22 protein-coding genes and 1 tRNA gene are annotated in these 22,808 nt (G+C 35.3%); 12 read left to right on the top strand and 11 right to left on the bottom strand.

Translation table 11 applies throughout. The features are described from left to right. The first annotated feature begins 3 nt into the window (after positions 1 to 3). On the top strand, positions 4 to 996 hold the full coding sequence (locus Ana3638_RS08240; RefSeq protein WP_161837596.1) for an aldo/keto reductase: 993 nt from the start codon (positions 4 to 6) through the stop codon (positions 994 to 996). Between the two features lie 184 nt (positions 997 to 1,180). Here the strand turns inward: Ana3638_RS08240 and Ana3638_RS08235 are convergent, their stop codons facing one another. The 7 genes from Ana3638_RS08235 to Ana3638_RS08205 form a co-directional block, all read right to left on the bottom strand. Continuing rightward, entirely contained in the window at positions 1,181 to 1,609 is a 429-nt protein-coding gene (locus tag Ana3638_RS08235; protein ID WP_161837595.1) for a pyridoxamine 5'-phosphate oxidase family protein, read from the bottom strand. Between the two features lie 11 nt (positions 1,610 to 1,620). Continuing rightward, positions 1,621 to 1,980: a MarR family transcriptional regulator gene (locus Ana3638_RS08230; protein WP_456298145.1), complete on the bottom strand. Its 360-nt coding sequence runs from the start codon at positions 1,978 to 1,980 to the stop codon at positions 1,621 to 1,623. Between the two features lie 270 nt (positions 1,981 to 2,250). Beyond that, positions 2,251 to 2,967 (bottom strand): MBL fold metallo-hydrolase, encoded by a 717-nt coding sequence (locus Ana3638_RS08225; RefSeq protein WP_161837593.1) that lies wholly within the window; start codon positions 2,965 to 2,967, stop codon positions 2,251 to 2,253. A 75-nt stretch (positions 2,968 to 3,042) separates the two neighbouring features. Next, a complete protein-coding gene (locus tag Ana3638_RS08220) occupies positions 3,043 to 3,636 on the bottom strand; it encodes a TetR/AcrR family transcriptional regulator (RefSeq protein ID WP_161837592.1) in 594 nt (197 codons plus the stop codon). Positions 3,637 to 3,877: 241 nt separating this feature from the next. Continuing rightward, positions 3,878 to 5,527: a M56 family metallopeptidase gene (locus Ana3638_RS08215; protein WP_161837591.1), complete on the bottom strand. Its 1,650-nt coding sequence runs from the start codon at positions 5,525 to 5,527 to the stop codon at positions 3,878 to 3,880. Position 5,528: 1 nt separating this feature from the next. Further along, positions 5,529 to 5,987 (bottom strand): BlaI/MecI/CopY family transcriptional regulator, encoded by a 459-nt coding sequence (locus Ana3638_RS08210; protein ID WP_246240893.1) that lies wholly within the window; start codon positions 5,985 to 5,987, stop codon positions 5,529 to 5,531. Positions 5,988 to 6,096: 109 nt separating this feature from the next. Continuing rightward, a complete protein-coding gene (locus tag Ana3638_RS08205; RefSeq protein ID WP_161837590.1) occupies positions 6,097 to 6,918 on the bottom strand; it encodes an AraC family transcriptional regulator in 822 nt (273 codons plus the stop codon). 220 nt (positions 6,919 to 7,138) lie between these two features. Between Ana3638_RS08205 and Ana3638_RS08200 the strand changes: the two genes are divergently transcribed. From Ana3638_RS08200 to Ana3638_RS08180, 6 genes are all read left to right on the top strand, one after another. Continuing rightward, entirely contained in the window at positions 7,139 to 8,014 is an 876-nt protein-coding gene (locus Ana3638_RS08200) for a sugar phosphate isomerase/epimerase family protein (RefSeq protein ID WP_161837589.1), read from the top strand. A gap of 12 nt (positions 8,015 to 8,026) precedes the next feature. Next, on the top strand, positions 8,027 to 8,551 hold the full coding sequence (locus Ana3638_RS24620) for a Gfo/Idh/MocA family protein (RefSeq protein ID WP_202621586.1): 525 nt from the start codon (positions 8,027 to 8,029) through the stop codon (positions 8,549 to 8,551). A 41-nt stretch (positions 8,552 to 8,592) separates the two neighbouring features. Further along, complete coding sequence (locus tag Ana3638_RS24615; RefSeq protein WP_246240889.1) at positions 8,593 to 9,084, top strand: Gfo/Idh/MocA family oxidoreductase; 492 nt, start codon at positions 8,593 to 8,595, stop codon at positions 9,082 to 9,084. A gap of 38 nt (positions 9,085 to 9,122) precedes the next feature. Next, positions 9,123 to 9,977 carry a sugar phosphate isomerase/epimerase family protein gene (locus Ana3638_RS08190; protein ID WP_161837588.1) on the top strand — a complete coding sequence of 285 codons (855 nt, stop codon included), beginning with the start codon at positions 9,123 to 9,125 and terminating at the stop codon, positions 9,975 to 9,977. A 204-nt stretch (positions 9,978 to 10,181) separates the two neighbouring features. After that, positions 10,182 to 10,814, top strand: a complete 633-nt coding sequence (locus Ana3638_RS08185) for a hypothetical protein (RefSeq protein WP_161837587.1) — start codon at positions 10,182 to 10,184, stop codon at positions 10,812 to 10,814. Positions 10,815 to 10,866: 52 nt separating this feature from the next. Then, a complete protein-coding gene (locus tag Ana3638_RS08180; RefSeq protein WP_161837586.1) occupies positions 10,867 to 12,954 on the top strand; it encodes an Ig-like domain-containing protein in 2,088 nt (695 codons plus the stop codon). A 302-nt stretch (positions 12,955 to 13,256) separates the two neighbouring features. Here Ana3638_RS08180 and Ana3638_RS08170 read toward each other — a convergent pair whose 3' ends face one another. Beyond that, positions 13,257 to 14,780 carry a glycoside hydrolase family 31 protein gene (locus tag Ana3638_RS08170; protein WP_161837585.1) on the bottom strand — a complete coding sequence of 508 codons (1,524 nt, stop codon included), beginning with the start codon at positions 14,778 to 14,780 and terminating at the stop codon, positions 13,257 to 13,259. 176 nt (positions 14,781 to 14,956) lie between these two features. Between Ana3638_RS08170 and Ana3638_RS08165 the strand changes: the two genes are divergently transcribed. The 3 genes from Ana3638_RS08165 (at position 14,957) to Ana3638_RS08155 (ending at position 17,562) form a co-directional block, all read left to right on the top strand. Then, positions 14,957 to 15,850 carry an AraC family transcriptional regulator gene (locus tag Ana3638_RS08165; protein ID WP_161837584.1) on the top strand — a complete coding sequence of 298 codons (894 nt, stop codon included), beginning with the start codon at positions 14,957 to 14,959 and terminating at the stop codon, positions 15,848 to 15,850. Positions 15,851 to 16,040: 190 nt separating this feature from the next. Then, a complete protein-coding gene (locus tag Ana3638_RS08160) occupies positions 16,041 to 17,273 on the top strand; it encodes a hypothetical protein (RefSeq protein ID WP_161837583.1) in 1,233 nt (410 codons plus the stop codon). Between the two features lie 148 nt (positions 17,274 to 17,421). Continuing rightward, positions 17,422 to 17,562, top strand: a complete 141-nt coding sequence (locus Ana3638_RS08155; protein ID WP_161837582.1) for a hypothetical protein — start codon at positions 17,422 to 17,424, stop codon at positions 17,560 to 17,562. A 232-nt stretch (positions 17,563 to 17,794) separates the two neighbouring features. Here Ana3638_RS08155 and Ana3638_RS08150 read toward each other — a convergent pair whose 3' ends face one another. From Ana3638_RS08150 to Ana3638_RS08140, 3 genes are all read right to left on the bottom strand, one after another. Further along, positions 17,795 to 18,007: a hypothetical protein gene (locus Ana3638_RS08150; RefSeq protein WP_161837581.1), complete on the bottom strand. Its 213-nt coding sequence runs from the start codon at positions 18,005 to 18,007 to the stop codon at positions 17,795 to 17,797. Positions 18,008 to 18,428: 421 nt separating this feature from the next. Beyond that, positions 18,429 to 18,513, bottom strand: a tRNA-Leu gene (locus Ana3638_RS08145). Between the two features lie 302 nt (positions 18,514 to 18,815). Then, positions 18,816 to 19,757 carry an MraY family glycosyltransferase gene (locus tag Ana3638_RS08140; RefSeq protein WP_161837580.1) on the bottom strand — a complete coding sequence of 314 codons (942 nt, stop codon included), beginning with the start codon at positions 19,755 to 19,757 and terminating at the stop codon, positions 18,816 to 18,818. A gap of 590 nt (positions 19,758 to 20,347) precedes the next feature. On the opposite strand from Ana3638_RS08140, the gene Ana3638_RS08135 reads away from it, so the two are divergent. Together Ana3638_RS08135 and glgD are read left to right on the top strand one after the other, a co-directional pair. Beyond that, positions 20,348 to 21,547, top strand: coding sequence for a glucose-1-phosphate adenylyltransferase (locus tag Ana3638_RS08135; RefSeq protein WP_161837579.1), 1,200 nt, complete (start codon positions 20,348 to 20,350; stop codon positions 21,545 to 21,547). Between the two features lie 4 nt (positions 21,548 to 21,551). Next, positions 21,552 to 22,667: a glucose-1-phosphate adenylyltransferase subunit GlgD gene (gene glgD / locus Ana3638_RS08130; RefSeq protein ID WP_161837578.1), complete on the top strand. Its 1,116-nt coding sequence runs from the start codon at positions 21,552 to 21,554 to the stop codon at positions 22,665 to 22,667. Positions 22,668 to 22,808: the final 141 nt, after the last annotated feature.

Genomic DNA, 22,808 nt, shown 5'->3' with positions numbered 1-22,808 from the left:
AAAATGTTAAACAGAAAACTCGGTAAATCCAATATTAAAGTAAGTGAATTGGGATTAGGCTGCTGGCCGATTGGCGGCCCTTTTTATTCCGAAGGCGGCCAGCTCAGTGGTTTTAAGACCGTTAATGATGAGGAATCCACCAAAGCGTTATTAACCGCTTTGGATATGGGGATAACTTTTTTCGATACATCCAGTGTCTATGGATGCGGTCACAGCGAAGTACTCCTTGGCAAAGCCTTTAGCAGGGTAAGAGACCAGGTTGTTCTGGCAACCAAATTTGGTTCTATTTTTGATGAAGAAACAAAACGTTGCATCGGGAACAGTGTATCACCGGATTTTATCCGAAAATCCTGTGAGGACTCATTAAGAAGACTAAATACCGATTACATCGACTTATTCCAATGTCATGAATGGTTTGTTCCTTTAGATGAAGCCGGAGCCGTTTTTGAAACCTTAGATAAGTTAAAAGAAGAAGGTAAGATCAGAACATACGGATGGAGTACGGATCATCCTGACTTAATTGACTTTTTTGTAAAAAATACGAACGGTGCCGTGATTCAGCATCAATTTAATGTATTAATTAACGCAGACGATATTCTTAAGGTATGCGATACCTACGATCTTGCAAGCATTAATCGTTCACCACTGGCGATGGGTGTTCTCAGCGGTAAATATACAAATGAATCTCCTGCTATCGTAGGTGATATCAGAAGCGAAAATATTGACTGGAATTTTTATTATAAAGACGGAAAAGTCAATCCTTTATTGCTGCAGCGACTTGGTTTGATTCGTGAAGTACTGACATCGGAGGGTAGATCTCTGGTTCAGGGTGCATTGGCCTGGTTATGGGCCAAGAGTAACCGTACCATACCAATCCCCGGTTTTCGTACTGTAGAACAGGTTAAGGAATTAGCCCGTGCTGCCGAATTCGGACCGCTAAGTGAGAATCAGGTTAAACAGATTGATGGAATTATTGAAAAAATTAAGATAGCCTAATCGGATTAGGTGAACCATTGATCAATTAAGGTTTCTTATTGAAGACAGGGAATTAAAAGCAGATGCTATCCTGCATTATGCCAGGGAAGCTGTGTACGATGCTGCCCCCATAGTAGCCAACGAAAAATTTAAATCATTGTCAGTCTCTGGGGGCAGCATCGTAACCTATGATAGCTCTTTATGATCACTCCTCTACAGAATCTACGTTAAAGAGATATTTCTGCTGTCCCCAGTAATTTCCTTCTGTTGCCGTAAACTTTAACATACAATAATCGGGGTCCGTCGGACCAAGGGGATAATATCTCTCATCTCCCGGCTTCCAAAAAGCCTGTTTTGTTTCATTATCCATGTATACCTTCATCTGCCCGGTTAACATCAGACCATGTATGTTCTCCGAATCGAGGAAATAGATACATGCATTAGGTTTCTTAAGCCACTGCCCTGTACGGGCGGCAGATACATTAGTTGAAAACCAGAATGTTTTTAACCCTTCCTGTTTTGCTTTAAACATGGACTTTGCATTGGGATAACCGTTCTCAGTGACGGAACACACTATTACATCTCTGCTTTCTTCTACCAGTTTCAAGATATCTTTTTTTACTTGCTCATTCATAGTAAACCCTCCTATTTTTCTAAATTATTAATAATTCTCCTTAGTTTATTTTCAAAATCTTCAATCTCTGTTTCAGAAAAACCCTGATAAAATAATTCGTTCATCTGTTCAGAAACCTGATCGTACATTTCCCGGTATTCTTTTGCTTTTTCCGTAATGGATATAAAAATCTGTCTTCTGTTTTTCTTATCGGGAACCCGCCTTACTAACCCGCTTTCTTCCATTCTATCCAGCATACTGGTCAACGTAGTTTTAGCAAGGGACGTCAGACGGCCTACATCGGTGATAGACAGCTTATCATGTTCCCACAGTACATAAAGTATCCTGCCCTGTGCACCATTAAACGCCTCTATACCACTGTCTTTCAGCATTTTCTCAAATACCCGTCCCTGCAGCCTTTGTATCTGTGTTATTAAGAAACCTCCGTATGTTTTCAACTTTATCACCTCTTCATATAGAATAGTACTATATAGTACAATTGTCAAGAAAAATTTTTCAGTTTTAAGGACAGCGTTCGTAAGTATGAAACTCTTCATTACTTACGGACATTATCCCAAACTGAAATTTAAACAAAAAAACTCTGCCTGTTAATTTAACAGGATAAGGTGTATCACCGCATCTGAAATTTATTTATTTTGCTACTATTTTAGATTATTTAATAAAGCCGAATTAAACGGATCTCCATGTCCGGGATAAATTGTTTTCCTATTTAAAGATTTTATCCTTTTAATGCTTTTTATAAGCTCTTTAAAATTATAAGCGTTAGGCGCGATTTCAAGTTTTCCTGTATTGGCAAAAGTGTCGCCCGAAATTAGATCACCCATTTCAGTAATTATACCAATCGATCCTCTGGTGTGGCCTGGAATATGTATTACCTTAGCATGGAACCCGAATTCAGACAGATCAAAGCCTTCGTCTATCAGGATATCCGGTCTGAAACTATCATAATCCTCAAGAGTTTTAATTACGATTTTTTTAATTAATCTCTTCATAAACAAAAAAACTACTTTAAATAAAACGGAGTGATAATGACAGTTTTCCATTAAATTTTCAATCTCCGGGTTATTAACTAAAATTTCATCAGCAGGGTGCATTGCTATATTGGTATTATATTTTTTTCGAAAATAGGATGCATTTGCAACATGGTCATTATCACCGTGAGTCAAAACAATTAGCCTCAGATTATTGGTATTACAGCCATGGCGTTCTAATTCTTTCTCCACCGCCTCCCTGCGGTTATTGAATTTCTTATCAAAAAACAGGTGCCCACCGGTATCAAAGAGGATAAAATTATCATTTTCCTTACCAAGATAACAATTAACACCACTTAGGTCAATTCTTATGATTTCCTGTTTCATAATTTACACCATTGTTTACGTAATTGCATACCACAGAAAGTTCTGCGGTACTGTCACATAAAATACCTTTCCTAGTTATTTATGATTTTTATGGTAATTTCCATGAGTTTCTTCATAAACTTTTAAAAATAATCCATCAAATTGTTCTTTTTCAATATTGTAATATTTCATCCATGGCTCTGCATAACAGATATAAGCATAGCTTGGTATAAAACTTGTAAAAAATTCTGCAACTCTTCTTTCCTGTATATCATAGTTTATATCTGCTTTATCTTCAGTTTCTTTGGCAATTAAGGCATCTAATATTTTAAATAATATAGGTTTTTCCGTTGATTTCTTTAGTGAATCAATAAATATAACCCGAATTAAATCCGCATTTTTCCGTCCAAATTCATAATAGGTATTTTTCATTCGGCCTGTCAGCTCTTGTGCTTTTTCCTGATGTGTTTCTTTCGTATTTTCAGAGATAATACCGGTATACTCATCTATAAATCTGGAAGTCAAAACCTCCAGAATTTCAGCTTTACTTTTAAAATGATAATATATCAGCGATTTAGGCACATTGGCTTCGCGGGATATTTCATCCATACGCGAACCTTCATAGCTTTTCTCTGCAAATACTCTTATGGCAGCCTGAAGAATTTTTTCACGTGCATTAGGTTGATTCATAGTTCTGCTCCTTTTTATACTGACTATTCAGTACTAATATTAGCATAATATTACCAAATAGTCAATATAAATATCTTTCTACTCCTATTTCTTATCCCTGCCGATAAGAAAAGGGCTGCTGCAAAATAATAAATTTACCGGACTCGGGTCCGGAATTAGTTTACATTCTCTCCCAAGTAAGATAGATTTGAAAATTTGCAACAGCCCCTTCCTAAAATACACTTAAATGGGACTTAATATTTTAATTGTTAATAATTCTCCCTGCAGAATAAGGCGGACGGTAGTTCATATCTTCAATTACCACATTAACTCTTAGATTTTTGGCATGAATCACTTTATTATCTCCAATATAAATTCCGACATGCCCAATGGTATTATCATTTGAATCTGCATAGAATATCAAATCACCTGGAAGAAGATTATCCATAGATACTTGATTACTTACCTTTTCTTGCTCCTCTGATGTCCTGGGTAAGTCGTAACCGACTTTTTTATATACTGCCTGAACAAATCCACTGCAGTCAACGCCGGTTTTAAGATCATTACCTCCCCATATATAAGGAATACCCTCCGCTTGTTTCGCATAGTTTACTACATCATTGCGCAGGGTGTCAGTATTGGAAACATCTTCCGAATTTATAACTTCGGAATCATATTGATTTGTTTTAGCCATATTATTACCGCTATCACTGCTGTCAGGAGTAACTGCAGTATTATCCACAGTATTATTTTTATCTTTTTCATCTAACTGTATGGTAGTTAAATCCCCAGTAATTTTTACATTTTTATCAGATGCCAATACATCCTTGCCGGTTGCTACAATTACTGTTGTAAAGATTACACTTAGAGATAGTGCAAGAAGTAATTTTCCGGCATGTTTTTTTCTATGATCTAAAATAAAATTTAATCTATGTTTCATATTATTTTTTCCTCCATATAAATTCATTAAAGATACTGTATTCTGCTTGGGCAAAGCTGCTGCACATTTTAATAAAAGTTTACCATAATCCAGACAATCCGCCTTCGTTGATTTTCGAAGAACCATTTCATCGCAGGAAATTTCACACCAATCATCTATATGCCTCGCTAATACATAGCAAAACGGATTATACCAGTTTAGTACCTGAACAATTAACCGCACTAATTTGACCAGGGAATCCTTTCTATGAATATGTACCAGTTCATGCCCTAATATAAAATGTAAGTCCTTTTCCGTGTATGATTCATCCGGCAAAAGAATTGTTGGTCTAAAAATACCTATTGTCATTGGATTTGAAATAAGAGCACACTTAAATATATTAATCTTACAATATTTAGTAAACCTAGTATTAATATTTCTACTGTAATTATTATTTAAGCTATTCATACAATGGATAATTTTCTGCTGTATATCTGTTTGGTTTATTGGCAGAAAGTACCTCTTTAGCAATTTTATTAATCTGAAATATCGAATACTGTTTATAACAAGCATAAGTGTAATACCAATAATCCAAATCAGGCATAAAAGCAAATACTTGTATTGAATGACAAGAGACTGCATATCTGACAGTAACTCTTTGAAAAAATAGATACTCCTGCTATGTTGATTATTGGGTTGTTTATGTGATAAGTCAGCTGCATCAGGATTTTCATTGGATTCTTGGGTTCCCGGCATATTGGATTCATAGGTTTTATCTTCTACAGTTATCCGCGGCGAACTGATATAAAATAAAGCCTTTGAAAATTCAAAGCGTATCGGTATCAATAATCCAATCATTAATATCACCCAAACACGATATAGACAAATCGCAGAAAAGTATTTTTTTAAAAATGGTTCAATTAATAGCATTAAAAGGATAAAGAATGTGATATTAAGGGAATTCGTAAAATATAAAACTAATAAATTTATCAAACTATTCTTCCTCCTGATTTTTTAGCCAGGTGTTAAGCTCATCTATTTCCGCTTTGCTGAGTTTATTATTTCCGGTAAAAGCACTTACTAATTGAAACAATGAGTTGGCATGATAACGTTCTACAAAAAGATTAGTTTCATATTGAATGTAATCTTCCTGTTTAATACAGGGGTAATAAGTACGTTCTTTTCCTGTTTTTTCACTGTGTAAAAAACCACGCTCCGTTAAACGATTTAATAGGGTAATTAAGGTCTGCAGCTTCCATCCTTTTTCATTGCCCAGTTGATTCATAAGCATAGCAGTAGTTATCGGAGGGGTATTTTTCCAAACCGCTGACATCACCTCAAATTCGGTTTCCGGTAATTTTGTTAAAGAAACTGACGTCTCAGCAGGACTTTTTTCTGATTGCCTGATATTATTATTCATTTTGGAATCCTCTTTTATATCTTCTTGTTTCATATGTATCTCCTGATATTTTTATTTTCTACATTTGTCTATATTCTGTATTCTACACTTGTCTATAATGATTGTCAACATTTTTTTTAAAACGAGCTGTCGCATTAAAACATCAACGCTTTTTTAATGATGACGGCAAACATCCCATATGCTTTTTATAGGTCTTGGAAAAATAAGACAGATTATCGAACCCGCAAGCAAAAGCTGCTTCTTCCACACTGTATTTTCCGCTTAGCAATAGTTTTTTTGCATTGGTACATCTTAAGATATTAATAAAACATATGGTTGTATAACCGGTTATTTCCTTAAAAATACGGCAAAAATAATATTTGCTTACCCCTGCCTCTTCGGCAATTTGAGCGATGGAAATATTTTTATCATAATTGCTTTGTATATATCTGATTGCTTTTTTAATCATCTCTATCTTATTTGTTTCCGGTTTATTAGACAAGGCCGATTCTGACAGAATGTGCTCACGGTACAGACAAATTACCAGGTCCATGATTACCGATTTAATTTTGGCTTTATAGAGAGCTTTTTGTGAAAAAAATTCCTCTTTTATGACATTAAATTTATCTCTCACCATTCTATCTTTTATCAGCCTCTGAAATACAATTTCCTCTGTATCTATTCCTATCTCCTCACAGAATTTACGGTCTATAATCAGGCAGTAATATTTTGATTCCTCTTCTAAAGTTTGTATGTAATGAACATTGTTTGAATTAATGATAATAATTTCGTCCTTATTGGCAGTTATACTGCTGGCATCAGATAAAACGCTAATCGTTCCTTTTATAACATAAAGGATTTCAATGTTTTCATGCCAATGAGGCAGGAATTGGGACTGGCTTTTTATCATAGTATCCAAATGGAATATAATCGGAAAGGAAGGGTCCTTATGAGTATGCGGTTCATAGAAATTACTTGAATTCATCTGCGGCTCCCATTTATAACAGGTTTTATATTAGATAATTGCGTAACGATTTATTTTTTTAAATATCCCATGCAATTGCTATACCGTTTGTTTTATTTCACATGCACTCAGAGCAATATAGTGTTAATTTATAGCAACTTCATTTCTTTACATCATCATAGCTCAATTATACAATAAGCTTAATAAACAAACAACTTTTTATTTGAAAGGATGGTTTTTTATGTACGATTTTCCTATAGGTGTCATGTTGGATTCCTTTAAGCTGGATACAAAAACTGCTACCCAAAAAGCTGCAAAACTTGGAGCAAAAGGACTCCAGATGTATGCAACCTCCGGTGAGTACTCTCCGGAAAATTTAACCGGCAGCAAAAGAAAAGAACTTCTAAATATGGTGAAATCAAACGGCCTGGTTTTTTCTGCACTATGCGGGGATTTAGGACAGGGTTTTGGCAATAGAGAGAAAAATTCTGAACTGATTGAAAAATCAAAACGTATCATGGAACTTGCAAAAGATCTGGAAACCGATATTATCACCACTCATATCGGTGTTGTACCAAAAGACAAGAACCATGAACGGTACAAAATTATGCAGGAAGCCTGCTATACCTTAAGCCGTTTTGCCGATTCCTTAGACGGACATTTTGCTATTGAAACCGGTCCGGAAATCGCCGTAACCTTAAAAGAATTCCTAGATGCACTACACTCAAAAGGTGTCGCTGTGAACCTTGATCCTGCCAATTTTGTTATGGTAACGGGGGATGATCCTGTTAAAGCTGTTTATACATTAAAAGATTATATCGTTCATACACATGCAAAAGACGGCAGGCGGTTACTGGTAAAAGATCCGGAAATTATTTACGGTATCACGGTAGAAGAAGTAGCTGCTTCTCATGATAATTTTACATCCGGAGAGGGCAATCTGCCATTTATTGAACTTCCTTTAGGAGCGGGTGATGTGAACTTTGCGGAGTATTTAAAAGCCCTTGATGATATCGGTTACAAGGGATTCCTAACCATAGAACGTGAAGTTGGTGAAAATCCCGAAGAAGATATTAAAAATGCGGTAATTTTTCTTAATAAGATGAAAGGTTTATAGGAGGAATACAATATGGCAAAAATTAAAATTGGTGTTATCGGAACAGGTTCAATCTCTGTAGAACATATAGAATCTTATTTAAAAAATGATAATGTAGAATTATATGCTTTCTGCGACCTGAATGAAGAACGTTTGAAATTCATGGCTGAAAAATACAACGTAAAGCATACCTTTACGGATATGAATGAAATGCTGAAACTAGGAGAAATCGATGCTGTCAGCGTATGTACCTGGAACTCGGCACATGCCCCCTGTACCATTGCAGCTTTAAATGCAGGTAAACATGTATTGTGTGAAAAGCCGATGTCAGTATCGGAAGAAGATGCAAAAGCCATGAAAGCCGCAGCTGAAAAAAACGGTAAATTGCTGATGATTGGATTTGTCAGACGTTACGGAAATGACTGCAAAATATTAAAAGAGTTTATTAATTCCGATTATTTCGGTGATCTCTATTACGCGAAAGCAACTTACCTCAGACGAAAAGGAAATCCCGGCGGATGGTTCGGTGATAAATCCCGTTCAGGGGCGGCCCTTTAATAGACCTGGGCGTCCATGTAATTGATCTTGTGAGATTTTTAATGGGGAATCCGAAACCCGTATCCGTATATGGTACAACTTTCAAAAAACTGGGTAACAGAGACAATATTAAAGGGAAAAAATTCTACCAATCCTCCAGTGCTACGGATCACGATATCTGTGATGTAGAAGATTTAGCCTCCGCCATGATACGGTTTGACAATGGAGCGGTACTTTCAATTGAAGCAAGCTTTAGCCTGAACCTAAAGAAAGATGAGGGTAAAATTGAACTTTTTGGTACAAAGGGTGGTGCCAAATTAGATCCGGAACTGGAATTATACAGCGAAATCAACGATTATTTAGCTAATGTTACATTAGATGCAGAAACCTCCTTAAGCTTCGACGGTCTTTTTGCTAAGGAAATCAATCATTTTGTTTCTTGCATAACAGATGGAACTCCTTGCATTTCTCCAGCCCAGGATGGGATTGAGATTATGGCAATTTTAGATGCAATTTATAAATCTGCAGCAACAGGACATGAAGTTATATTATAATTATCTAATTATAATCCAACCAGAGAGGTTACAAAAATATGAGAATATCCGTTAGTTCGTACAGCTTTGACAAATTATTATCCTCAGGCGAAATGACGCAGTTTGACTGCATCAGGAAAGCTAAGGAAATCGGCTTTGATGCCATTGAATTTGTAGATATCCTTGCACCCGACGGTGTATCAAAAGAAGATTATGCCGAAGTCTTATCAAAAGAATGTAAACATATGGAATTACCTGTATCCAGTTTTACCTTTGGTGCAGATTTTTTAACGGGAAGCGGCGGCAGCACTGATTTAGAAATTGAACGGGTAAAAAAAATGGTGGATATCGCTGCAATCCTGGGCGCAAAACTAATCCGGCATGATGCTGCCAGAGGTGATGGAAGATCCTTTGATGCCATTTTGCCAATCATAGCAAACGCCTGCAGAGAGGTAACAGTCTATGCTGCTGCCAAGGGCATTAAAACTACGGTTGAAAACCACGGTTATTTCTGTCAGGACAGTGACAGGGTAGAAAAATTATATAATGCGGTAGGCCATGAGAACTTTGGATTACTGGCAGACATGGGCAATTTTTTATGTGCAGATGAACCACCAGAGAAAGCGTTTGGCAGGATAGCACCTTACACTTTTTATGCACACGCCAAAGATTTTCACGTAAAATCTGCCATGCTTCCGGATCCTGGTGAAGGCTTTTTCAGGTCCAGGAGCGGAAATTATCTCCGAGGTGCAATTATCGGCCATGGAGATGTCCCGGTACTTCACTGTATCCGGGCGTTAAAAAATGTTGATTTCGACGGTTATGCAGCAATCGAGTTTGAAGGAATGGAAGAGACAATAACTGCTCTTACTATTGGATTTAATAACTTGAAACGATATATAAGGGAAGCATAATTTTATTATGTCAAACTCCGGTGAATGCAGATTTTTGCCGGAGTTTTTCTTATATAATATACCCCAATACCGGGTGATTTATTTCTACTACCCTTAAGTATAATCCGTAAATATTTTATCCGAATCTGTTAACCAATTGCACATTTTTGGAAAATAAAGTATAATGAAATTGTAAATAGTAATTCACTATATAAAGGGGAAATTATGAAACAGATAAAAGTAATATTTATACTGTTATGTTTCACATTTTTAGTTGGATGTAATACAAAAGATAAAGCATCTACCGGCACAATATCAAAATCAACTGATTATATCGCTCCGAAACCAGCTTCTGCTGCTCCCACAGTAAAACCCTTGTTCATTTTTCCTGCTCCCGATGTCATACTGTTATCTTCTGCTCCGGCCGCTTCTGTGGCTCCAACGGCAGATAAAAATACTGTTACGGATGAAAAGCTTGATATTACCCTTTATATTTATGGACCGGACGATTATGATAACCCGATAGAAAAGAAAATAATACAGGTAAGCAAAGTATTATACGAGACTGATTTGCCCCAAGCTTTAAATCTTATTTTTGCTGAAACGGATATCCGATTTAACAGCGCCAAAGTTGATCCCACATCAAAATGTATAACCGTAGATATACCTCAGGAAGTGGCCGATAAATTTAATGCAGGCAGCTGCGCAGGAATCATATTGATGAATGAACTCACCAATACACTTCTTAATCTGCCGGATATTAATTCGGCAGTGGTAACAGTAGATGGTATAAAGGATACCTACGCAGATCATTATAGTTTTGAGGGGATATTTACCAAGGAAAAAGAATTAGGATAAAATTTTAACATGAGGGATTTGTATGCCGCTGAAGCGGCAAATGGAGGTTATTATGATTAATCTAAGAAAACTAATAGCAGCTTTATTTTTTGTTTTAGCATTAACGCTGTCAGTTGCATTGCCCTCACCATTAACTGCGAATGCATATGCTGAAGACATATTAAGTCTTTATGTTGGTCAAAGTTTGGATTTAGATATTAACAAGTTTTCAACCGATAAAAATATATCTTCAGGCCGGTGGCACTCAGGCGATACTACAATGGTAACCACAGATATGTACGGCCATGTTACTGCAGTAGGTGCGGGTACAACAGACCTTATATTTGATTACAAAAAAGGCGGTAAAACAATCCCTGTTTACAACATACAGATTACTGTGACACACGGTCCATTAACAGTCACAACCGTTCCTGAAGCAGTCGGCGGGAGCATTAAAGATGCAGCTTCTCATATCGTCTTTATCATGAACTACAATATGGTTAATTCAAAGGTTGCAGAATTTTATAAATATCTTGGCGATTTTACAGGTCATTCCACTGTGGATTGTATCTACTCCTACAGTATATCAACCATTTTGACCGACCAAACAGTAATATCTAAAATTACTGATGCAGATAAGGTTATAATGGTTGGGTTGCAACCTACAATTGATAATCTGGATATATTAGAATCATATACAAAAGCCGGTGTAAAATTCGATTTAGCATTCTATCAAACCTCCAATGAGAGTGTTTTTAAATATTCAGCATTAAAAAGTGATTTGGAATCTGTAGGATTAAACATAATGTCAGCACGTCAAGTCTGGATTGATATGTACTACGCTGATATTGCAGATGAAAAACAGCTGAATTTTACTGATTCCGACTCCACCCCTACCCCTATAGCTGGTTTAGGCCTGGCAATTTCTTTACAGTATAATTTCAATAATAATAGTTGTAATGATATTTCCTATTCTGACCTGTTAAATAAAATGACTGCAGGAGTTCTTGATGGAATTGACGAAGATATTTTTAACAAAACTAAAAATCTTATTACAGTCGGACGGATGTTTCCACTAAATGAAAATGATCCCGTTCTACATTTAAGTGAAGTGAATGAACCGAATATGCTTAATCAATACACTCAGAAGCATTATGAAGTTTTTAAAACTTTCTACAATGGCAATACTGCCCACGGAATATTCACCATGGAACAGACACCTGCCGGAGCTCCCGTCTGCTATAATTCCATACGCCTTGATCCGGATTACATGAAAGACGAGAAATTATATGCATGGACTGGGGGCAAGTGGAAACCGCTGAAATCCGTCCCTGCGGAAGAATACTCCTTAAGGGTACTCACCTGGTCAGATGGAACATGGATTACTGAATCCTTCCGCTATACAGATAGCGGTACAAAACCAAACCCTTTAAAAAAGCAGGACACCAACGAAATTAAAAGAGACTCTAATGGTAACTGGTATATATCTGTTCGATATGAGGATAAGTTTTATATTTATCAATTGGATAAATCGCTGAAAGTAAAACACGAGGTTTGTATTTCCGACCTTACTGACAGCCAAAATACAGGATTCTACTTATTATCGGACGGTAAGGTGTTGCTTAAAACGTATGACCCCGCCGATTCCTCTTCACACGCGCCGAACAATTTGCAGTTATATAACAACCTGCAGCTACTCGATCTGGCTTCTGGAAAAATCATCCGAGAATATGATACCGGTTATTATCCTTCTTCCGGTGATATAAAAGTTAACGGTAAATTCATTTATATGCAGGATTACTCTGAAGATAATATCATTGTAATTGATTCTGACTCAGGCAAAGTAATAAATATAATACATCTTGCAGATTATGGCTATTTGATTAAGCTACATGATTATTCCGAACTATTGGGGTCTCAATACAACTATGATTATGCGGTTTCAGGAAAATACATGTATATCCTGAAGAAAACAGGTATCTATAGGATCAACATGGAAAACGGGCATTTGAGAACGCTTATGGATGGCAGCCATGAACCATTCAATATTCAGGATATGAGATTCCTGGATTTTAAGGTCAAGAATTCCAATACCTTTTATATTTTAGCAGTATTTTTTGATGCAGAATGCGCCGCCGACTTTTATACCTATACAAAATAAAACAATAAAATGACAGGAACTTTTGCCTGTTTAAGGAGTCTAGTCTATATTGTATAAAAACTTGGTTATAAACTAAAATATATCCTCCTGAATAGAATTTGTTTTCTATTAATTCAGGAGGATATATCTTTTTTAAAATTATTAAAAATTCTACTGTCTTATAATTTTTCTCTGCACTTTTTAACAAACTCTATTGGATGTTGTATAATTTTGGCAGTCTCTTCTGCTGAATATACTTCTGATAAGTATCTTTTTGCGATTACTTCCATGGATTCTCCAATCGGATACTTTTTATGGATTATCTATTGTTTTTCATACCATGGCAGCCTTTCTAACGGAGCTTCTATAATTAAGGTACATGGTCCGTTAACCACACTGTTATCATCACCAAGCCAATTTCCTTCCGGAAAAACCACTTTCTTTGTAACAGCTCCTTTTACAAGTACCGGTGCAACTAAAATAGTATCTCCTAACATGAATTGATCATTTATTTTTGAATAACCTTTGTGAGGGAAAACATATTCCATATGTCTGATGATTGGTTCACCGCTTATGGAAGCTTCTTTTGCTAATTTCAGGATTTTTTCCCCGAATTTTTGATGCAGTTTTGCCATCTCAACACATATCTTCAAATGAGTTTCATCCAGTACTCTCCATGGTGCTATGGAGAACTGCATCATAGGAAATAATGCGGCACACTCTGCATTCCGAACGATAAGTTCCGTATCAATATTCTTTATATCAAGGAAGTCTTTATATTCGCCTCCGCCAATCATATCCGGACAAGTAAAAGCATAACCCAGCAAGCCTTGCCCCAGACCATTGGAAATAAGGCTGCCAAGGCCGCCTTTAACTTCCCAGCTGTGATTTTTATCGCTAAGCCGCTGTGCCAGTGGTTTTCCCCCCATCTTCCAGCAGGCACGATATTCATTCAAGGAATAACTCAAACCGATTTGAGCCCATTTTTCAGAATATTCAAGGCCATTTATTGATTTACTGCAAACAAAGTTCTTCCTATAGTGTTCTAAATCTCCTGCATCAAATTTAAATCCGTCAACACCTAACTCACGGATTAAAACATCCAGCTGTTCCTTAAACCAATGAACCGCATCCTCATTGGTTATATCCAGCATAGTACTATAACCGTTCCACCATTTTACAATAGCAGGATCTCCGTCCTTATCTTTCACGAGATAGCCATTATTATGAATTAATCTGGATGTGAGGCTGTCCGCACTTATGAAATTGCATACCCAGAGTATTACTTTAAATCCCATCTTATGCAGTTTATCAATCATAACACCCGGCTCGGGAAAACGGCCCGGATGGAATTTCCATACTCCATAATCCTCCTGCCAATTGTCATCAATAATTAGCACTCCCGGCGCCATACCATTGTCTATAATTGAGTTTGCGTAAGCCAATACCTTTTCCTGCGTCGGTTCATACATCATTTCGATCCAGGTATTATATTGGGGAGCGGTAAAAAGCAACGAATCCGGAATCTTTCCATCAGACGGGAAATAACTCTTTGAAGCATCTAAAAAAGCTCCTCTTAAATCCCCATGACCTTCGCTGAATATAATGTCATCATTAGAATTTATAGTTAATTTGTTATTCTGAAAGGAATAAGAAAAAGGCTTTTCGCTCCAAATGTAACGGCCTTTGTCGGACAATAACAAAGGGGAACTCTGATTATATAACTGCTCCTTATTCAAATCTCTGGAAAAGTTTATTTCATTATAGGGCATATAAATCCCATCCTGAACGATTCCACCCCACCAGTATTCTCCTTCTAAAAGTTCTTTTTCCACATTACTTTTCATTTGCCCCACCCTTTCATATATGTTTTTTTCCAAATACTGCGCCTAAAAAAATAAATGATCACAGTTTTATTTTTTATTAGAGTTATAGAAATCCTTTTAATTATAGCGTATAATCATAATAGCATTTATTAAAGTTTCAGACAACAGTAATATAATGCTTAAAGGAGGGTAAAATATTGCTTCACATAAATAATGATTCCAGACATAAATCCTTTGCCTACCGTTTTATAAAAAGTCCTCAATCACCACCTGCACAGATATACTCATTAGGCTGGCAGATACAGACCTCTTCCGTTTATGATTTTGATGGGATGAATCGGTATAGTGAAAATGGCAACTGTATTTTTCAATATACCCTGTCCGGCTATGGAATATTAGAGTTGAATGGGCAAAAACATATCCTTGATGAAGGCAGTGCATTTATAACGGTCATTCCAAGTAAACACCGGTATTATATTCCGAAAGACAGTGATAAATGGGAATTTCTATTTATTACGTTAACAGGGGATTATGCTCTTTCAGAGTGGAATAAAATCCAGGAACAGTTTGAACCGGTTATAAAGTTTAAGGGACAGGAAGAAATCATTAAGTATTTATGGGAAACCTATTGGTCTGCTGCCAACAATAAAATAACGGATGGCTATCAAACCTCTTTTATCGCTTATGAATTTATCATGAAGCTTTATAGAAGTCTGAATTCCCAATTAATTAACTTAAGTCCTGTCAATAGTAACATAGATAAATCCATCCAATATATGAAAGAGAATTTTCACCATATTCTTTCTCTGGATGAAATTTCAAATTTTCTTGGTATGTCAAAATATCATTTTAACCACATATTTACAAAGTCAGTGGGAATATCACCCTGGAATTATCTTACAAAACTGAGAATTGAATATGCGGCGGAATTGCTTCTATCTACAAACCTTACCATAGATGCCATAGCTAACATGGCAGGATATGAAAGTTCAAACTATTTCAATAAAGTATTCCGAAAATATATTGGTACCTCACCGGGTAAATTCAGGATATTGTATCATGATATTGAAGACTTTAAGCTTAACCTGTAAATAACATTAAATAAATGGATATTACCACAACCAAATAACTTTATTAAAGATTAAAGAGACATCCGAGCGCGGGAAAATTATATAGTAATATCAGTGTAGCTATTGTATAATAATGGTAACCATAATATATTAATGTCGTTAACAGGTGCATTTTATCTGCTTCTTGATTTTTTTAGGGGGAAATAATCGAATGTTTAATAACGGTAAAATTACATCAAAAACCATAATACATTACATTAACAGCTTTCTTATTGTTCTCATTTTTATCCTATCCATAACCAGTTTTTTCTTTCTGAAGTCTTTTTCTTTTAACCCGACTGCAGATATATTTATGATACTTATATCACTTTTGTATCTTATATTTTCTATCGTTATCGCTATTCCAGGCATCTTTTTCCCTGAAAAGCCAACTCTGCTTTCAGCAAAGACAAGAAGAAATATTTTTTTGTTTCAATTAGTGGCATTCTTACTGGAGACGAATAAAATGCACGGATTGGCTGCTTTATCGGAAAGTAAATCATTAAAATCCATAAAAAGATCCTGGAACGGACCGGCAGTATTTATCCTTGGTATTTTCTTAATGTTTGCGGAATTTTTTACCGCACTTATCATAAGTGATTCCGAAACCCTGGATATCAATTATATTCTTACAACCTTTGCATCCATTACCTATGGTAAAATACTTATTGCCCTGTTTATAGGCTGGGTACTCTTATTTTTAACAACTTCCATCTGGTTTTACATTGATACAAAAGAGAATATTCCGATAACTGATAACATGAAATCACCAAAACAGGAAACTTCTAATAATACAAAACTAATGGCAAAATGCTGCAACTGCGGTAGTATCTTCAATTACAGCAAACATGACGGTATGTGTCCTGAATGCGGAAAATACAACCCTTTATCTGCTGATCCCTTATACCTGGAAAATTCCTATAAAAGGAAAAAAACGATATTGGTTCTTATTAAAACATATGGAATTATAATCGGCGCATTTTGTTTCATCCTGATTGGCAGTATTATTAAATACCAAATAGACTATGGTAACGGACTACACGGTTTAAAAGTACATATCCCCTCTCTCAAACATCAGGAAGAAACCCCCAAAACGCCAGAAGAATCAGACAGTCCTGCCTTTACAGCTGAAGAAATCAATGGCCTGTTAGATGATATCCGGTTGGATACCGGCTTTATAAACCTGTATCATAAAGAACAATATAAATATAACCAAACAGATACTTCCGGAGAAAAATATGATGAGGTAATTATACTGATAGCCACAGATAACAGTGAAAAGGTATATTGGTATCAGTATTTCAAATACCTTAATTGTTCTGAAAAACATAAACCGGGAGGAATCGTATTTAACATGGGAATGGAATCAAATACCTTAACTAAATCAGATATTAAAACTGAATAAACTGTTCCATTAAAGTTTCCTCTTCTTTATCTGATTTGATGACTTTACACTTAATCATAGTTACTTAAAGTATACTTTAAAAATATTGGTAAATACTATCTATATCTAAAGGCTGCTGAAGCTATAAAATATAGAAAGAGGTAAAGACATGAATAATAAAACCAGTAATAAAAAAAGTGCAGGTAAAGGTAACGGTAATTCTGTAATCAATAATACAGAAAGAGCACGTAATAATGTAAGCGGTGATTCTACATCCAAAAATAAAGCGGGCGGAAATACACAGAAGTAATATTTAGTAAAGACTCTGGTCAGAAATGAATTCATCCGCTTCATTTTTGTGACGTTAGAGGCTTGTAAAAAATATATTGTTCAAGAAAAAGGCAGCTGGATTGGCCTTTTTGACACTCAAATCATATAATAGAATAAAAAACGCTGCGGAACCTTTTAAACATAAAGGTCTCCATAGCGTTTTTTTATCGTCTGGATAAATATTACAAATAACTTGTGCCTTGACTGATTTACTATTGTACTTTAAATTTATTTACTTCAGAAATGAGTTCCTCAGATAAAGTATATAACCCTTTTAAAGCTCGTGCAATCATTTCAGTTGAAGCAAGCTGCTGCTGACTCGATGCTGATATTTCCTCAGTACTTGCAGCAAATTCTTCCGCAACTGAAGCTACATTCTGTATTCTAAGGGATATATTTCTTGACTTATCATCAATTACTTTCATTGCTGATGCTGTTTGATTGAACCCATTGACAATTTCATTATAGGAAGTTTTAATATTGCTGAATACGCCTGGGTTATTACATATTATTCAATTTATTCCTGTGAAATATCATTTTTTGATATTATCAAATTTTAATAAAAGTATCGTAGCAGTAGATATAACAGATATAATGTTTATAAACCTTGTATATAAATCATATATATCAGGCTTTGCAAATATGCTGTATGTATTTAATGCAATAACAAACATGTAAAGAATAAGGCTATATTCATATTCATAAAATCGACTTGATTATCGGGAATATTGTTAAAACAATAGAGTCCTCCTGACAAAGTTAGTACACATACAGCGTAATCCAATTAAAACACAAAAATAAGGGCTCCAAAGTTTATCAAAACTCTGAAACCCTTGATTTTACTACTGCAGTCGACGGGACTTGAACCCGTACGAGCGCAATGCTCACTAGATCCTTAGTCTAGCGCGTATGCCAATTCCGCCACGACTGCATAAATTTAATTAAAACTGACAAAGAAATATATTGGAACATCAATTCATTAGTCAATCTGTACTCTGGCTGTTGTCCAGCGAACGAATTATATTATATCAATTTTTTAATAAAAAAGCAATACCCAATTTAAAACTTATTATAATTTTATCTCTTATTTTTATCTCTTATTTTTATCTCTTATTTTTGTTTCTTATTTTTATCTCTTATTTTTGTCTCTTATTTTTATCTCTTATACGTCTTATTTGTCTCTTAAAAATAAGTAAGGTATACTTTTTTCAATCATGCGTAAAGGTTTTCTACTTAGTAATAAAAATATAAAAATATTGTCATAAATGAAATTATCACTTGAAAGGTTATAAATCGAAAAACTATCTGACTGTCCGACCACCCTTTTTCTTTCCTAAAAAAGTCATGGAGCGGGAAAATGATATTCGGAAATAACTTAATTTTAAAAAAGCGGGTAAATGATACTTTTACCAAACCTATTAAGCCGTCAAGAATGAACACCATTGCAACTCCTAAATAAAACATCAGATTATTAGTTTTTAAAGTCAAAATAGCAATAAAAAATCCTATTGCACGGGAACCGGCATCTCCCATTAATAGTGTACTTGGCGAAGTGTTTTTCCACAAATAAGCAAAAATAATCTCACACATTATTATTGCATATTTGATCATGTCATTGGATTGCCCTTGTAAATATAGTACAACTGCAAGAGATAATATGGTAACTATTGATAATGCCCCACTTAATCCATCTACCCCGTCGGTACAGTTTGTTGCATTTATTGATAACCATATAAAAACAGTCGCGATAATCCATACTATATAAAAGTTTAAATGGCTGAAAATAAATATATCCAGTCCTTCATTATATTTTAAAAATGCATAACTTGTTATTAAAGCTAACAGTAAGTCAAAAAAACCCTTTTTATATTCACCCCATGGTTTTTCTGCCTTATCGTCCAAATATCCGAATATCATACATATCCCTATAAGTAAATAATATATGATATATTCTGCCTTTAACGGTAAAAATAAACATGACACTATATCGAAAATTATTATCATGATTAAACCGGCACCGCGGCGTTTTCCTTTTGATTTCGTTCCATTGTATGCATATTCCCTCCCCTTGTCCTGAGGAAGCCATTTAGCAAATAAAGTCAACGAAAGACAGGTAGCTAAATAAATTATAAAATAAACTATAACTAAGGAGCGATTGCTAATATCATAAAACATCTTATCCCACCTCTGCTTGGATCAAAATCGATCCTGATAATTATTTCCAGATGATACCACAACTATTTAAATCCTAAATCGTTTTATTTTTAGGTGATAATTTCAACTAATTAAATCCTAAATCATTTTATTTTTAGGTGATAATTTCAACTATTCAAAGCGGATCTTCTTAGATCCGCAAGACTAAGGACATCCAAGAATTATAATATCTTTTTTTATACAGGTTGTAAATAGTGTTTTTTCACAAATATCGATTCCGTAATATGACAGGCATTACTAAAAATCAAAATATCTTAGACTATGGACGGCGATTTTAAATTTATGTAGTTGCTTTTGATTTAATGAATTAATTAAAAATTAACAGGAGAAAACAAACCTATTTTAACCAATATAACAAAACAAATCAAGTCTTTTCCAGTTATAATTCTAATAAAAAATAATAAAATTGGAACTCTAATAAAGACTAAATTATTAAAAAAACCAGTTATTTAGGTTGTTTCAATTTTTCATTTATTATACAGGTAATACCATAATAATCGAGAAAACTAAGACAAAATCACAATCACAAAAATCGATTAGGAGTATAAAACATGCAAAAAGAATGTATCGCAATGCTATTAGCCGGTGGAATAGGCGGCAGATTGGGTGTTTTAACAAAAGAGCGTGCTAAACCTGCTGTTCCTTTTGGAGGGAAATATCGGATCATAGATTTTACCTTATCAAATTGTGTTAATTCCAGAATCGATACGGTCGGAGTGCTGACACAATATCAACCGCTGGAGTTAAATGATTATATTGGTAACGGGCAGCCTTGGGATCTGGACCGGATCGAGGGTGGCGTGCATATCTTACCCCCTTATCAAAAACGTGAGTCTTCTGACTGGTACAGCGGTACCGCAAATGCTATTAAGCAGAATATACCTTTTATCGAACGTTACAATCCCAAGTATGTATTAATCTTATCCGGTGACCATATTTATAAAATGGATTATTCCAAAATGCTTCTTTACCATAAAGAAAAAAAGGCAGACTGCACCATTGCAGTAATTGATGTAGATATTAAGGAAGCCTCCCGTTTCGGAATTATGAATACCAAAGAAAATGACAGGATCTATGAGTTTGAGGAGAAACCCAAAGAACCGAAAAGTACAAAAGCTTCCATGGGAATTTATATTTTTACCTGGGAAAAATTAAAATTATATTTAGAACAGGATGACAAAGATGATAATTCCCAAAAAGACTTTGGTAAAAATATAATTCCAGCCATGATAACGGCCGGTGAAAATCTATTTGCCTATCCATTTCAAGGTTATTGGAAAGATGTTGGCACTATCGAAAGTTTATGGCAGTCCAATATGGATCTGTTAAATTCCAAATACAATATTTTCTCTGCTGATACGGACTGGAAGATCTATGCCCGCAGTCCTGTCCTGCCGCCTCACTATATCAGTACAACAGCTAAAGTAACTAATAGTATTATATCCGGCGGATGTACCATTGATGGTGAGATAAACTCCTCCGTTATTTTTTATGGTGTCACAATTGAAAGAAATGCCAGAATTTCAAATTCCATAATTATGCCAGGCACTCGTATCGGGGAAGGCTGTCTTATTAATTATGCAATTATTGATGAGAACTGCAAGGTAGGTGCCAATGCCATAATCGGAACTTCCAATAACAATAAGGAAGATATCGCTCAACTTATCACGGTAATCGGCGAAGATGTCATTATCAATGAGGGTGACGTAATAGAAGAAAACAGCATGATAGAATCAGAAAAAAAGAGGTGATAAAATGAGTCTAAACGCAAGCGGAATTATATTTTCAAATATGCATGACGAAGAAATGCATGAAATGACTAACTCAAGGACGATGGGTGCCCTACCCTTTGGAGGAAGATACCGTTTGATTGATTTTGCATTATCTAATATGCATAATTCCGGCATCACCAGCGTGGGTGTCATTGCCAAGAGTAATTATCAATCTCTCCTGGAACATCTTGGCTCGGGTAAAGAATGGGATTTGTCCAGAAAACAGGACGGCTTATTTATATTTCCTCCTTTCAGCCGCTTATCTGCCGGCATTTACAAAAATAAAATAGAAGCGCTGCATGGTATTATGACTTATATAAAGAAATCCAGAAATGAATATCTGGTTATTACGGATTGTGATACCATTTGCAACCTGAATTGGGCAGTACCGCTTCAGTATCACATTAATAAAAATGCAGATGTGACGGTGATCTATTATCAGATAACTCCTTCACAGGAATTAAAAAACGAAACCCTTTACACCATATCTCCTGACGGCTTTGTAACAGATATCCTAATTAATCAGAATACCTGTAAGCCATGTTCCATTGGAACAAATATGTGGATTATTAAAAAAAGTTTATTAGTTAGCATAATTGAAGATGCCACTTCTCATAATCTGGAGAATATCGAACGGGATATACTCCAGAAGAAATTAAACCAGTATAAAATAGCCGCTTGGGAATTTGACGGATATATCCGAAAAACAAATTCCATTTGCGATTTCTTTCAGGCAAATATGGACATACTGAATTCTAGGAATCGGGATGATCTTTTTTATAAATATGGTCCCATTTATACCAAGGTTTTGGACGTCGTTCCGGCAAAATACGGTGAATCAGCTGAAGTATCTAACAGCCTGATTGCAGATGGATGTGAGATTTATGGTTCTGTCCACAATTCCATTTTATTTCGAGGCGTTAAAATAGGTAAAGGATCGAAAATCAGCAATTCTATCGTAATGAAAGATAGTAAAACCGGTGAAAATGTTACCCTTAATTATATTTTAGCTGATAAAAATGTGGTTTTTCAGGATAACCGGATGCTTATGGGTTATGAAGGACGTCCAATTTATATCAGCAAAGGTTCCAATGTGTAAAAATTTTTGGAGGACCAGTGAGAATCGTATCGCCAAAAAATGCGAGCCATTAAAAGAATAGCAAAAGACGCTATTCTTCACGATTTTTGCCCAAAGAGCATGGGCGTTAGTGTGAAAGAAAATTTAATGAAAGAAAGGAAT

Origin of the sequence: Anaerocolumna sedimenticola (assembly GCF_009931695.1) — a bacterium.
Lineage (GTDB): Bacteria > Bacillota > Clostridia > Lachnospirales > Lachnospiraceae > Anaerocolumna > Anaerocolumna sedimenticola.
This window is presented reverse-complemented; position numbering and strand designations above follow the sequence as displayed.